General features: G+C 35.1%; 8 protein-coding genes and 1 tRNA gene. 5 read left to right on the top strand and 4 right to left on the bottom strand.

The window, feature by feature from the left end:
• Positions 1 to 265: 265 nt before the first annotated feature.
• The gene (locus tag Q0921_RS16280; protein WP_299258713.1) at positions 266 to 6,058 is read left to right on the top strand and encodes a glycosyl hydrolase family 18 protein; all 5,793 of its coding nucleotides are present in this window, start codon (positions 266 to 268) and stop codon (positions 6,056 to 6,058) included.
• A gap of 296 nt (positions 6,059 to 6,354) precedes the next feature.
• Here the strand turns inward: Q0921_RS16280 and Q0921_RS16275 are convergent.
• Positions 6,355 to 6,428: transfer RNA gene (locus Q0921_RS16275), tRNA-Asn, on the bottom strand.
• A 95-nt stretch (positions 6,429 to 6,523) separates the two neighbouring features.
• The gene (gene rseP / locus Q0921_RS16270) at positions 6,524 to 7,837 is read right to left on the bottom strand and encodes an RIP metalloprotease RseP (protein WP_299258711.1); all 1,314 of its coding nucleotides are present in this window, start codon (positions 7,835 to 7,837) and stop codon (positions 6,524 to 6,526) included.
• 156 nt (positions 7,838 to 7,993) lie between these two features.
• On the opposite strand from rseP, the gene Q0921_RS16265 reads away from it, so the two are divergent.
• Positions 7,994 to 8,671 (top strand): SCO family protein, encoded by a 678-nt coding sequence (locus Q0921_RS16265; RefSeq protein ID WP_299258709.1) that lies wholly within the window; start codon positions 7,994 to 7,996, stop codon positions 8,669 to 8,671.
• A gap of 84 nt (positions 8,672 to 8,755) precedes the next feature.
• Here Q0921_RS16265 and Q0921_RS16260 read toward each other — a convergent pair whose 3' ends face one another.
• Positions 8,756 to 10,234 carry a hypothetical protein gene (locus Q0921_RS16260; protein ID WP_299258707.1) on the bottom strand — a complete coding sequence of 493 codons (1,479 nt, stop codon included), beginning with the start codon at positions 10,232 to 10,234 and terminating at the stop codon, positions 8,756 to 8,758.
• A gap of 329 nt (positions 10,235 to 10,563) precedes the next feature.
• Here Q0921_RS16260 and Q0921_RS16255 point away from each other — a divergent pair, with 329 nt between their 5' ends.
• The 3 genes from Q0921_RS16255 to Q0921_RS16245 are packed head-to-tail and all read left to right on the top strand — an operon-like array spanning position 10,564 to position 13,094.
• Positions 10,564 to 10,791, top strand: a complete 228-nt coding sequence (locus tag Q0921_RS16255; RefSeq protein ID WP_299258705.1) for a FeoA family protein — start codon at positions 10,564 to 10,566, stop codon at positions 10,789 to 10,791.
• Positions 10,792 to 10,805: 14 nt separating this feature from the next.
• The gene (gene feoB / locus Q0921_RS16250) at positions 10,806 to 12,902 is read left to right on the top strand and encodes a ferrous iron transport protein B (protein WP_299258703.1); all 2,097 of its coding nucleotides are present in this window, start codon (positions 10,806 to 10,808) and stop codon (positions 12,900 to 12,902) included.
• Positions 12,903 to 12,941: 39 nt separating this feature from the next.
• Positions 12,942 to 13,094, top strand: coding sequence for a hypothetical protein (locus Q0921_RS16245; protein ID WP_299258701.1), 153 nt, complete (start codon positions 12,942 to 12,944; stop codon positions 13,092 to 13,094).
• Between the two features lie 230 nt (positions 13,095 to 13,324).
• Here the strand turns inward: Q0921_RS16245 and Q0921_RS16240 are convergent, their stop codons facing one another.
• Positions 13,325 to 14,248 carry a DMT family transporter gene (locus tag Q0921_RS16240; protein ID WP_299258699.1) on the bottom strand — a complete coding sequence of 308 codons (924 nt, stop codon included), beginning with the start codon at positions 14,246 to 14,248 and terminating at the stop codon, positions 13,325 to 13,327.
• Between the last annotated feature and the right edge of the window lie 31 nt (positions 14,249 to 14,279).

The raw sequence follows: 14,279 nt of genomic DNA, 5'->3' as shown, positions 1-14,279 counted from the left end.
CATTGAGATTTCTCAGTGCTATTTTCTTTTTTAATGGTACACTTCTTATGATTTTTAGTATAACTAAGTAAAGAAATAATTAATTGTGATGATATCCTATAAAGCAATTTATTAGAATATCACAAAAATTACGGTTATAGGATTTTTGCCTCATAATATCTACAAAATGATGTCATTTATCTAATTAGTTTTTAGAGCTAAGTTGTTCTTTTTACTTTAAGATCAGTTTAACATAAACTTTTCACAAACATAAACACAAATCATCATGAAACTATTAAAACCTTTATTTAAAAGATTTTCTTTTTATTTCGGCCACAGAAAAATACCATTATTAATTTTTTGCTCCTTGTTATTCAATTTAACATGGGGGCAAGTAAATACAGGAGGAACAGCGACAACTTCCGATCATCAAAAACAAGTGATCGGGTATATTACAAACTGGGATGCATGGAAAGCAGCTAGTGCTGGAGTTCCCTCTGCAGGAGCATTAACACAATTAAATATAGATTACTCGAAATACACTATTTTAAACTATTCTTTTTTTGGAGTAGCGGTAGATGGTTCTTTACATAGTGGAGATCTTAGAAATAAGGATATCTGGCAGTCTGGAGCTATACAACAACCAGGTGATCTTTTATACGGAGATGTTTATAGCAGTTGGGATTTTCATATCCTTTTTGGTGAAATAGAACCTATACAATGGATCAACGAAGCAGTAAAACAAAGAGCTGAAGCTCTGGGATATTTAGTAGAAGTAGGTGGTACCACCTGGTCGCATCCTGAATGGGGGCTTAGTGGTGTTTTGCCATTACCCTTACCAAAAGAAGGTAGTGATGCCAAAGGTTTATTAGAACTAGCAAAAGCAAATGGAGTAAAAGTAATGGCTTCTCTTGGGGGATGGAGTATGTGTAAACATTTTCCAGAAATGGCAGCCGACCCTGTAAAAAGAGCTCGTTTTATCGAAGACTGTAAAAAGCTTATCAATATGGGATTTGATGGAATTGATCTGGATTGGGAATATCCAGGACCATTTCCGGGAATGAATTTCACAGGAACAAATGCAGACTATGCTAATTTCGAAAACCTAGTAGAAGAGATTAGAGATGCTATAGGACCGGATAAATTAATAACGGCTGCGATGGCAGCTGATTATAAGAAACTAGAGGGTTTCAATTGGTCTAGATTAGCCAATACCATGGATTATTTTAATATGATGACCTATGATTTTAATGGAGGTTTTTCTAATATAGCTGGGCATAATGCACCTGTATATCCATATGATGGTGCAGAAGCTCCTGATTTTAACTGGCAAACATTATTGGATAAAATGAAAGGAATGGGAGTGCCCGTTTCTAAGATTAATTTTGGTGCTCCATTTTATGGTAGAGGTGTTGTTACTGATGGGACTGCAGATTTGAATGCTCCTACCGTAAAGAGAAATGTTACTATTCAGCCAGATGGTCCAGTGAGTACAGCTGCAGATTATACAAATTGGCCTCAAGAGGTATATGACGGAACTCCTAATTACTTTTTTATCAAACAAAAAACAGGATCAGGAAGTGGTTGGACTAGAAAATGGGATGATCAGGCAAAAGTGCCTTATATGATTAAGGGTAATTTTTTTCTCAGCTATGATGATGAAGAATCAATAACAGAAAAAGCTAAATTTATTAATGCTAATAATCTGGCAGGAACAATTATTTGGACAGTCTTTGGAGATCTTGAATTCTCTGGGTCAGCACAATCATTCGGCACAAAACTAAAAAGATGGTCTAATGTAAAATCACCTTTAATAAATAAGATTAATGAGGTGTTCGCCAGTGGAGGAGTAGGTAATCAACTTCCTTTAGTATCAATTACGTCCCCGAGTGATGGGGCCGTATTTGAAGAAGGTAGCACAATAGATATTACTGCTAACGCAAGTGATGCCGATGGAAGCATTGCTAGAGTTCAATTTTATCAGGGAACCACGTTATTAGGAGAAGATATAACAGCGCCTTATTCTTATTCCTGGAATAATGTGTCAGCCGGAAATCAGGTTATTACAGCAAAAGCATATGATGATAAAGGAGCCAGTGCTACAGCAACGGTAAATATCTCTGTTACGAGTATAGGTGGGAATGAGTTACCAGTCATTACTATTACATCACCCGCTCTGGGGACATCGTTTACAGTCGGAGCAACAGTTACTATTTCTGCGGATGCTTCAGATACTGATGGAACTGTAGATCGTGTTGAGTTTTACAATGGCGATACGATGCTTGGTGAAGATCTTAGTGCTCCTTATACTTATGATTGGACAAACATAGCTGAAGGTAACTATACGATTACAGTAAAAGCTTTTGATAATGAAAACGGTGAAGGAGCTTCTTCAGTTTCTATTTCAGTGACAGAGGATAATTCTTGTACAACACCAGCCTATGTTACTGGACAAATATACGTAGGAGGTGATAAAGTATCATATCAAGGAAATGAATATGAAGCTAAATGGTGGACACAGAATAATGATCCTGTGACCAATCTCGAGAATGTATGGAAATTAATAGGACCTTGCAGTGGTGGAGAAAGTGCTCCACAAGTATCTCTTACCTCTCCAACAAGCGGACAATCTATTATAGAAGGTAATACAGTTTCGATTAGTGCCAATGCATCAGATGCTGATGGTACGATTTCTAAAGTAACATTTTATGTTGATGGCACCATTGTATCTGAGGATAATTCAGTACCCTATACAACAAACTGGATAGCTACTTTGGGTAATCATACTATTACAGCAAAGGCAACTGATAATAACAACCAAGCTACTACTTCAACAGCAGTTAGTATAAGTGTTACTTCTGATGGTGGATGTACTGGTAGTAATAGCTTTAAAGTAGTAGGATATATGCCTAGTTGGCAAGGAACAGCTAATGCTGTTCAGTATGATAAATTAACTCATATCAATTATTCTTTTTTATTACCTAACAGTGATGGTAGTCTGCGCCCTTTGGAGAATGTTTCAAAAATGCAACAACTCGTTTCTTTGGGTCATGCTCAGGGAGTAAAAGTGTTGATCGCAGTAGGAGGATGGATGGATGGTAATGATTCTCCATTCACCACTTTGGCAGCAAATCCTGCTACGAGAACTGCTTTTATAAATAACTTAGTCAATTTTGTAAACCAATATGATCTGGATGGGGTAGATATGGACTGGGAATATCCTCGTGAAGGCAATGAACCCCAAAATTTTGAACTATTGATGCAAGAGTTAGGACAAGCCATGCACAGTAGAGGTAAATTGTTGACTGCCGCCGTAGTAGTTTCAGGATGGAACGCTGATGGAGTGTTAAGTGGTGTTTTTGATGATGTAGATTTCTTGAATATAATGGCTTATGATGGCCCAGATCACGGTTCAATGGGTCAGGCTCAAGGTGGATTAGATTATTGGTTAGGAAGAGGGTTACCAAAAGAAAAAGCAATATTAGGAGTGCCTTTTTATTGTAGACCACAGCCAGAAAGTTATGCAAATTTATTGGCAATGGGTGCTGATCCAAATAGTGATTCTTTTCAAGGCAGAAATTATAATGGAATTCCTACCATTAAAGCGAAAACACAAATGGCATTAGATCGTGCAGGAGGTATTATGATATGGGAATTATCTCATGATACCAACGATCAATCAACCTCCTTACTTAAAGCAATAAATCAGGTGGCAGGTAACCCTTGTGAGCCAGATAATGTAGCTCCTACGGTAAATCTTACATCTCCGGTTAGCGGGGCACCATTTATAGTCGAGAATAATGTTAGTATTAATGTAAACGCATCAGATGTGGATGGTACTGTAACCAAAGTTGCTTTCTATGTCGATGGAAATATAATCAGTGAAGATACCTCTGCGCCATACACAACGAATTGGACTGCTATAGTGGGTAATCATACAATTACAGCACAGGCTACGGATAATGATAACGCCGTTACAACATCGGCCGGAGTTTCTATCACAGTTACTGGTGGTAATAATACTGCTCCTACTATTAATATAACAGGCCCGTCCAATGGAGCTTCTTTTAATGATGGTGATACTATTAATATTGAGGCTAATGCAAATGACACTGACGGCAACGTAACCAAAGTGTCTTTTTACGTAGACGGAAATCTAATTAGTGAAGATACTTCTGCCCCGTACTCGGCAAATTGGACTTCTACAGTAGGGAACCATAGTTTGACTGCAATAGCGATTGATAATGATAATGCAAGGACGACTTCTGTAGCGATTAATATCACAGTTCAAAATGATACTAGCGGAGGTTGTGATGCCCAGCAGTATGTCGATGGATCACAGTATAATACAGGTGATAAAGTACAAAACTTTGGTAAAGAATATGAATGTATTGTAGGTGGATGGTGCACTGTAGGTGGTCCATACGCTCCAGGTGATCAAAATGGATGGGCTTGGCCTAATGCGTGGAAAGAACTTGGAGAATGCGATGGAGATACAGGAGGAAATGAAGCGCCAACCGTATCTATTACACAACCCACAAACGGACAATTATTTACTGAAGGAAGTATAATTACAATTAATGCTTCAGCTTCAGACACTGATGGAAATATAACAAAAGTAGCGTTCTTTAGAAACGGAACTTTAATAGGAGAAGATACTACTAGCCCTTATAGTTTTACATGGAACAATGCTTCTGCAGGAAATTATACACTAACGGCAAAAGCAGCTGATGATGATAATGCTATGGGAGAGTCTACAGTAAGTATTTCTGTAGGATCTGTAACACCACCAAGTGGAGATTTACCAAAAAGAATCTTAGTAGGATACTGGCACAACTTTAATAACGGTGCAGCTATTCCTAAGTTGAGAGATGTATCTGATAAATGGGATGTAATTAATGTATCATTTGCAATACCTAAAGTTCAATTAGGTGCAGATATGGAATTTATTCCTGATAATTCTATTTATTCTTCTGTACAGGAGTTTAAGGATGATGTAAAAGTCTTACAGAGCAGAGGTAAAAAGGTGCTAATATCTATGGGGGGTGCTACGGGAGCAGTTGATGTAGATAGCTCGGCAGATGCTCAGATTTTCAGTAGTTCTATGATACGTATTATCGATGAATACGGATTTGATGGAATGGATATTGATTTTGAAGGTACTTCAATTGCTTTGGCACCAGGAGATACTAGTTTATCAAATCCGACTTCTCCAAAAGTTGTAAATCTTATTACTGCTTTCAGATCGATCCTTTCTCAATATGACATGTCTAAATTTATCTTATCAATGGCTCCTGAAACTGCTTATGTTCAGGGAGCAATTGGCCAGTACGGTGGTATTTGGGGTGCATATCTTCCATTAATATATGCGCTACGTACTGAAATGGATTACATACACGTTCAGCATTATAATACAGGTAGTATGCTAGCATTAGATGGCAAAGCATATTCTGCCGGAAATGCAGATTTTCATGTAGCGATGGCCGAAGTATTATTACAAGGGTTTACATTAAGTACAGGAGAACAGTTTCCTGCTTTAAGACCTGATCAGGTTGCCATAGGATTACCAGCTAGTCCAAGTGCAGCAGGAAGTGGATATACAGTACCAGCAGAAGTGCATAGAGCATTGGATTACATTATTAAAGGACAATCTTTTGGAGGAAGTTATACGATGGTGAAGCCCTCAGGCTATGCCAATTTTAGAGGACTGATGACTTGGTCTATTAACTGGGATATTACAAATGGTTTTGGATTCTCTAATCCTCATAGAGCATATTTAGATGCTTTAGATCAGAGAGCTCCGGAACAAGAATTACTGGAAAAAGAAAGCTTGAAGATGTATCCTAATCCATTTACTTCTAACGTCAACATTACGTTCAAGCTGAATAATAATAAACCAGTTACCGCATTTGTATATAATCAGATCGGTGTGAAGATTGCCGTATTAAAAGAAAACGAAAAGCTTTCTTCTGGAAATCATAGCATGCAGTGGGATACGGATGGTATTCCAAATGGAATCTACTTCTTAAAAATCTGGATGGGTAAAGAAATAAAAACAATGAAACTGATTAAACAGTAGCATTTCCCCCTAATATTTTAAAAAATTCACCTCTCGTCTACGTTTAAAATGATGAGAGGTGAATTTTGCTATTAACAACTACTTCTTGAGCAAGATAAAAGCATTTAGAGCACAGTTTAGAGGTGTAAGAAACGTAGACTTCTTCTTATTTAGATTATCAACTATTTTTGCCTAAATACTAAATCCCACAAGTTTTGGACTTGATCCGATCCATCTTGATCCCATAATCGGTGGGATAAAATAAAGGTAAGTAAAACAAAAAAGCCTTAACTTTAATAAGTTAAGGCTTTATTTTGCTCCCCCTCTTGGACTCGAACCAAGGACCCTCTGATTAACAGTCAGATGCTCTAACCAACTGAGCTAAGGAGGAAAATCTCTTTACAATTGAGAAGTGTTTTTCTCTTTTGCGAGTGCAAATATATACTATTTTTTAAAACACAAAAAGATTTTTTTGATTTTTTATTACTATTCGAAGATAGCACGATAAATATCATTCCCATTTGCAAAAAGTAATAAAGCAATTAGGATAATAAAACCAACTAGTTGCGCATACTCCATAAATTTATCATTGGGTTTTCTGCCAGCAATAATTTCATATAATAAAAACATTACGTGTCCTCCATCCAATGCTGGAATAGGTAAAATATTCATGAAAGCTAAAATAATCGAAATAAAAGCCGTTGTGCTCCAAAATGCAGCCCAATCCCATACAGGAGGGAATAGATTACCAATGGCAGCAAACCCACCAATTTGTGTAGCTCCCTTCTTAGTAAATACATACTTAAATTGAGCAATGTAATCATGAAGCTTCCAGTAACTGTAGTTGAATCCTTCACTAATACTTTGACCAAATGAATATTCTTCTCGATTTATTTTGTAAAAAACAGGTAATACGCCTATTGTACCCTCTTCATCAGTTTTAACGGTAATAATATTCTCGGATCCATTTCTTATATAGGTAATATTGATTTCTGTCTCTTTATTAGCACTCACTTCTTTTTTAAATTCGTGCCACCAAGTGATATTTTTTCCGTTAACAGATACAATTTTATCCCCGTTTCTAAGTCCTGCAGCATACGCGGGTCTGTCAACAACCACAGTGTCTAATACCGTTTGTGTTCTAATGCCAAATGGCTTCATAACACCTTCCTCGAACATTGTTTGACCAATATTTTCTGGAATATCTATTGTTTTCGTATTTCCATCAGCGGATAGTACAGTGATATTATTTATATCTCTTAAGAAAAGATACATATTTATATCTCTGGCATCTTTAAAATCTTCTCCGTTTACCTTAAGTATTCGGTCACCATCCTGAAAGCCATATCCTTCAAAGATTTCTGCAACTTCATATCCATCAGGAATATCTTCTGTAGTAACATAAGAAGTTCCCCATGTAAAAATGATTGCCATGTATATTAAAAATCCAAGAACAATATTTACAGTTACACCACCAAGCATAATAATTAATCGTTGCCAAGCGGGTTTAGATCTAAACTCCCACGGTTGAGGTGGACCAGCCATTTGCTCTTTGTCCATACTTTCATCAATCATCCCGGCAATTTTTACATAACCACCTAGAGGTAGCCATCCAATACCATAAACCGTCTCACCAATTTTTTTCTTAAATAGTGAGTATTTTACATCAAAAAACAAATAGAATTTCTCTACCCTGGTCTTAAATAATTTAGCTGGAATAAAGTGTCCTAACTCGTGAAGAACGATTAGAATGGACAAACTTAATAGTAGCTGTAATGCTTTTACAATAATGGGACTCATATGGCCTTATTCAAAATTAAATCACGCAAAAGTAACCTTTTAGAGTAGCTTATGAAAGAAATCTAGTCTACAGATTGAGGTTTTAATATTTTTTTAGGGAAAACTGTAATTCTGTAAAAGATAATCCTTGTAATTTTGTAACTCTAAAATATTGGTATGCTTCGATTCTTTGCTAAGTACAAATTCTTTGCTGTAGTTTTATTTATTCTATCTGCGATTATTATTTCTATTATATATTCTATTCTAAAACCAAAGCGCGTCCTTAGAGTGTATGAACCAGATATGGTTAGTATAGAATTGGTTGATAGTACCGTACAACACGTTCGAAAATATCATAAAATAGCGGATTTTAGCTTATTAAATCAGAACGGTGAGAAAGTAACTCAAGAAGATTATAAAAATAAAATCTACATAACGGATTTTTTCTTTACCACTTGTCAAACAATTTGCCCGATTATGACAGGAAATATGAAAACAATTCAAGAGGAACTAGAAAGTGATTCAGAAGTATTATTATTATCACATACTGTTATTCCTGAGACTGATGATGTACCTCAATTAAAAAAGTACGCTCTGGAGAAAGGAGTTGATGATAAGAAATGGAATTTGGTTACTGGTGATAAAAAGCATATTTATGATTTAGCAAGAAAGTCGTACCTGGTTGCCAAAACAAATGGAGATGGTGGACCGTATGATATGATCCATACAGAAAATTTTGTTTTAGTAGATAAAAAGAAACGTATCCGTGGTTTTTATGACGGTACTAAAGAAGAAGAAATAGAGCGTTTGCTTGAAGATATAGAAGTATTGAAGCTAGAATCTCCAAAAGACTAATCCCGAAAACAAGAGTTTTTAAAGTTTTGACTCGTCCTAAATAATCGATACAGGTTAATTAGGACGAGTCATTATTATATCATTTTACTCTAAAAAGATTACTTCCGAATCTATATCTAGTAATTGAATCACTAGTTTAAGAGATTCCGTAAATATTGTTGGACTATTATTAGTTAACGGAAATTGAAAATCCCAATTGACTAGATTATCATCACAATTATCGAGAGGTCCAGTAAATTGAATTCCATTAAGATAATAAAACTCATTATAGTCCCCAAAATTATATAAATCAAGAGCTTGATTAAACATAGCATTTTCTACAACTTCATTATTACTATTCATCCATTGAAAATTATCTGCTTCTACGATTTTGATTCCACAAAATGTATCTGGTATAACAATTCCACCTTCATTATTAAAATATTCCTCTAATGCCGAAGTTGGGATTGTAATTTGAGGATTCGGTTGATCATCAGCTATAGAAGTAAAGTCAATAATCATGTAAGAATCATTACTAAGATCTATGTAATCAGGTATAACTGAACCGTCATCTCCGTTTCCGTCACCATTTCCACCTCCTCCTGGAGGATCAATCACTGGATCTGGTTTATCCATCATAAAATCGAATTGATCTTTACCCATTGCATTTTTTACACGAAGGCGAAATGAGGTGTTTTTTGTTGTTTTCCAGGAATATGTATATACTTTGGTAGTGTTTGCAGGAACTTCAAAACCTTCTGGATATAATCCATTTGGATTTTTCATTGATTTCCATTTTCCACCAGAATAGTATTCAAAATATAATTCAGGTCCCACATATCCATCACAAGGAGGGCTTTCACAAAAACCACCAGATATATTTGAAGTAATATGATCATTGTCCCTGTTTTGAACTGCTTTACTACAGATCTTACCTTTCCATTTTTTGATTCCATTCATCACAGCCTGCAGCTTATATCTTGGTCCTTTATTGCAGTATGATGCCGGGATACTAGCGCAATCATTTATAAAACCGAAGTAATTATTAGGAGTCTTATCCAGTGCTATAAATTCTGGGATTCCTAAAAAACCATAAGCAATTGAACTAGTAAAATTACTATTCTTACAAGCAATTATTCGACTAGGATTGCCCTCATTTCCTATAGGAAAGTCTGCAGTAACTCCTCTTGCCCATCCTTGTTGCTGCAATTCACCGTTTTTAGCGGAGATTTCTCTATTTTCTATTTTTAGAAAAGAAGGAATCAGAGTTCCTGGTTCAGAAAGAGCCCAAAATGCTTCTTCCTCTGATAATTCTTTTCCTGTGAGTTTAGTAATATTTTCTAATACGGAACATTCATCACAATCACTTTCTTCTAATATGAAAGTTCCCTTAAGTTCTCCATCATCAATTTTTTGAAAGCGAACTGTATTTCCATTCGATAAGGTGATCCTAGCTTTAGAATCTGAAATTTTTGAAAGCTGTTCTAAATTGGTGGTTTTGGATTCATTAATATCAGTTTTCTCGCAAGAAACCAGAAGTAAGATAAATGAATACAACCAAATGCTATATTTTAAATTTCTCATTATTGTAAGGTTTTATGAGTTGTTATTTACTTACTCTTTTGTAAGGCTTTTCAGTTTCCGCCTTTTCTAAATTTAGATAAGACGAAATTAGAAGTAGAAGTATTGATGAACGTCCGAGAATTTTGAAATTCAAAGATTCCGGACTGATTTTGGGTTGTTTACCCTATTTGGATAGGTGTAAAAACTGTGATTTTGAAAGCCCCAATATAGAAAGGAGAGCATAAAGGTTATTTTTTAACTATTCGTTATCGGTTTTTCCATTAGATAGCTTTTTCAATACATATTTTTCCACTACTTTTGCCTTGTTTAAAATTAATCTAAATAAACATTTGAAAATAACTATTGCAAATCTCAAACAGGGTCAGCGTGCATTGATTAAGGAAATAACCTCGGATATTATCCCTCTCAAGTTATTAGAAATGGGGTGTCTACCAGGTAATGAAGTGCAGTTGTTGCAGACAGCACCTTTTCAATGTCCTATGTACCTTATTATTAATGGCAGTCATCTTGCCATTCGTAAAGAAATTGCTTCACAGATTGAGATTGAAATTATTTAACAGGATTACTTTTTATGGCCAAGCAGATTAAAGTTTCACTTATCGGAAACCCAAATACAGGTAAAACATCTGTTTTTAATTTGCTAACAGGATTAAATCAGCAAGTCGGTAACTATCCTGGTATTACAGTAGAAAAGAAAGAAGGAGTTTGTAAATTACCTCGTGGAGTAAAAGCTCATATACTCGATTTACCAGGAACATATAGTCTTAATGCATCCTCATTAGATGAGAATGTAGTCATAGAAATTCTTCTGAACAAAAAAGATAAAGATTTTCCGGATGTCGCTATTGTAGTGAGTGATGTAGAAAATTTGAAAAGGAATTTACTGCTTTTTACTCAAATAAAGGATTTAGAGATTCCAACCATTCTAGTCATTAATATGGCTGATCGTATGAAGAGAAAAGGAATTTCATTAGATATTCCTCTACTCGAAAAAGAATTAAATACCAAAATAGCTTTGGTAAGTGCTAGAAAAAATGAGGGTATTGATGAGCTAAAAAAACTAATTCTTACTTATAATTCTCTACCAACTAAACCGTGTGTTAATGCATTAACTTTTGCTCCAGAATATTTTGAGAGGCTCAAGAAAGCATTTCCTAAACAGTCACTTTATAAACTTTGGTTGGTAATTACACAAGATGTAAACTTCAGAAAGGTTGATAAGCAGAAACCTTCAGTAACGCCAGATTTTGAGATTAAATCCGAGAGTGAACTGAAGCGATTTCAACAAAAAGAGACTATAAAAAGATATCAGTTTATAAATGAAGTGCTCAAAAAAGGGTTGGTTGTTGATGAAAAAGCAGCAACTGGGATGCGTGCTAAATTGGATAGAGTATTGACACATAAGTTTTGGGGATACTTTATTTTCTTTGCTATCTTATTATTAATATTTCAGGCAATTTACGACTGGTCATCATATCCAATGGATTTAATTGATGAAGGGTTTGCTTGGCTAAGTGAAGCGACTAAATCAGCATTACCATCAGGACCGTTTGTAGATTTAATCACAGAAGGTATTATACCAGGATTAGGAGGAATCGTAATTTTTATACCACAAATAGCGTTTTTATTTCTTTTTATTTCCATTCTAGAAGAAAGTGGATATATGAGTCGTGTCGTGTTTCTTATGGATAGAGTGATGCGTCGTTTTGGATTAAGCGGAAAAAGTATAGTTCCTTTAGTTTCGGGAACAGCTTGCGCAATTCCAGCAGTAATGGCCACCCGAAATATTGAGAACTGGAAAGAGCGCCTTATTACAATTTTGGTGGTTCCGTTTACTACTTGTTCTGCTAGACTACCCGTATATTTAATCATTATTGCTTTAGTTATTCCTGATAAAAAAGTAGGCTGGATATTTAGTTATCAAAGTCTAACTCTAATGCTATTGTATTTTATTGGTTTTGGAGCAGCCGTCGGATCCGCTTGGTTACTGAATAAGATGCTTAAGATTAAAAGCAAAAACTATTTTGTTATTGAGATGCCGGGTTATAAAATACCTTTATTTAAAAATGTAGTTATTAATGTGGTCGAAAAAACGAAAGCATTTGTTTTTGGAGCCGGAAAAATAATTTTAGCAATTTCTATAGTTTTATGGGTTCTTGCGAGTTTTGGGCCTAACGAAAACTTTAATAATGCTGAAGAAATAATAGCCTCTAAATATACAGATCTTTCACAAGAAGAATTGGATCAAAAAACAGCTTCTTATAAGTTGGAATATTCATTTATTGGCTATGCAGGTAAGGCTATAGAGCCTGTAGTGGCGCCTTTGGGGTATGATTGGAAAATCGGTATTGGAATTATTAGCTCTTTTGCTGCTAGAGAGGTTTTTGTGGGAACACTGGCTACAATTTATAGTGTTGGTAGTGATGAAGAGGAAACCATAAAAAACAGAATGGCTGCTGAGGTAAGTCCAGTAACTGGTGGTCCATTGTTTAATCTGGCTAGTGGAATCTCTCTATTATTGTTTTATGCTTTTGCTATGCAGTGTATGAGTACCCTAGCTATAGTGAAACGAGAAACCAATAGTTGGAAATGGCCAATGGCACAACTTATATTTATGAGTATCTTAGCATATGGCGTGGCATTAGTAGCGTATCAAGTTTTAAAATAAAAAATATTAGTTTTTGTATCTTTATTCGACTGATTTAATATGAATATTATTATCCAAAACATATTAGTACTTATTGTATTTACAATAGCAATAGGATTTTTGATCAAAAAATTCTTTTGGAAGCCTCAGGTTTCTTCTGTAAATAAAAAAATACCAGGTTCTTGTGGTAAAGGTGGTTGTGGTTGTCACTAATTAAATGATGACAATTGTAATTATTTTGATAGCGTACTGGTTTGATTATAAGTCAAATAAAAAGCAGTTTATTTCAGATCTAAGAGGAGGATCATTATTTCTGCTATTTTTACTTCTTACGTTTTCTTTGTTATACTTTGTCCTAAATCTAGCAATTCTATATGCTGTTTTAGCAATTGGAATTGTGATTCCAGTAAGTTTATTAGTAAGGCATTTGGCTAAAAAATAATCTATTTCCTTCGCAACCATTTTAAGGAGCCGTTACTACTAATCAGATATACACCAGCAAAAATTAAAACACAACATAACAGTTTTGCAATGGTAATGTCACCTTTATACTGACTATTAACTACAAAATAGGCTATACCAGCGACTAATAACATTGCCACAGCTGGTTGTACATAAATATAGCTACTAGAAACAGTAGGTTTTACAAATTGTAAGGCAAACATATTCAATAAATATGCTAAAAATGTGGGTCCAATTATCACATAGAATAAGGATATCCAATTAGAAGTTTCGTAAGATCCAAAATCTGTATCTAGCAATTGACCAACACAAAAAGGGAACATAAAGATAAAACCAAAGAAAAAAGTCCAAACAATAACAGTGATAGGTTTGTATTTAGACATTAGTGGTTTTACAAGAACCAGGTAGAAAGCAAATGACAATGCATTCATTCCAATAAATATGTTTCCTTTTAAGGATCCTGTTCCTAAGCCGGAGTTGCCTAAATAAATGAGTAGAACTGCGCCACCTCCACCAATACATATGCCAATAATCCGTGGCAGTGTTAACGGTTCTTTTAATAGAAAGTAACTAATAATGACTGTGAATATTGGCATTGCTGTAACAATAATGGCGGCATCTACAGGAGAAGTCAGACTCAACCCATTCATAGAGAAGAATTGGTTGGTAGCAACACCCAATAACCCACAAAGCAGTAATCTAGGGATATCTCTTTTTTGCACTTGCTCTTTTATAAAAAGCTTTAGAATAAAGAACAAGAGTCCGGCTCCGCTAATTCTAAGAAAAACAAGAGCAGAAGCACCAATTTTATCCGGCATTAATCCTTTTGCAATAAGATAATTGGCTCCATAGATCATATTAACACATAATAATGTAATATGAGCTTTTGCTTTATTGGAAATCATTTAGCAAATGAACTAAATAAAGAAAGATTGA

The sequence above is a fragment of the uncultured Aquimarina sp. genome, from assembly GCF_947496855.1.
GTDB lineage: Bacteria > Bacteroidota > Bacteroidia > Flavobacteriales > Flavobacteriaceae > Aquimarina.
Note: the sequence above shows the minus strand (reverse complement) of the source record. Positions and strands in the feature narration are given on the sequence as shown.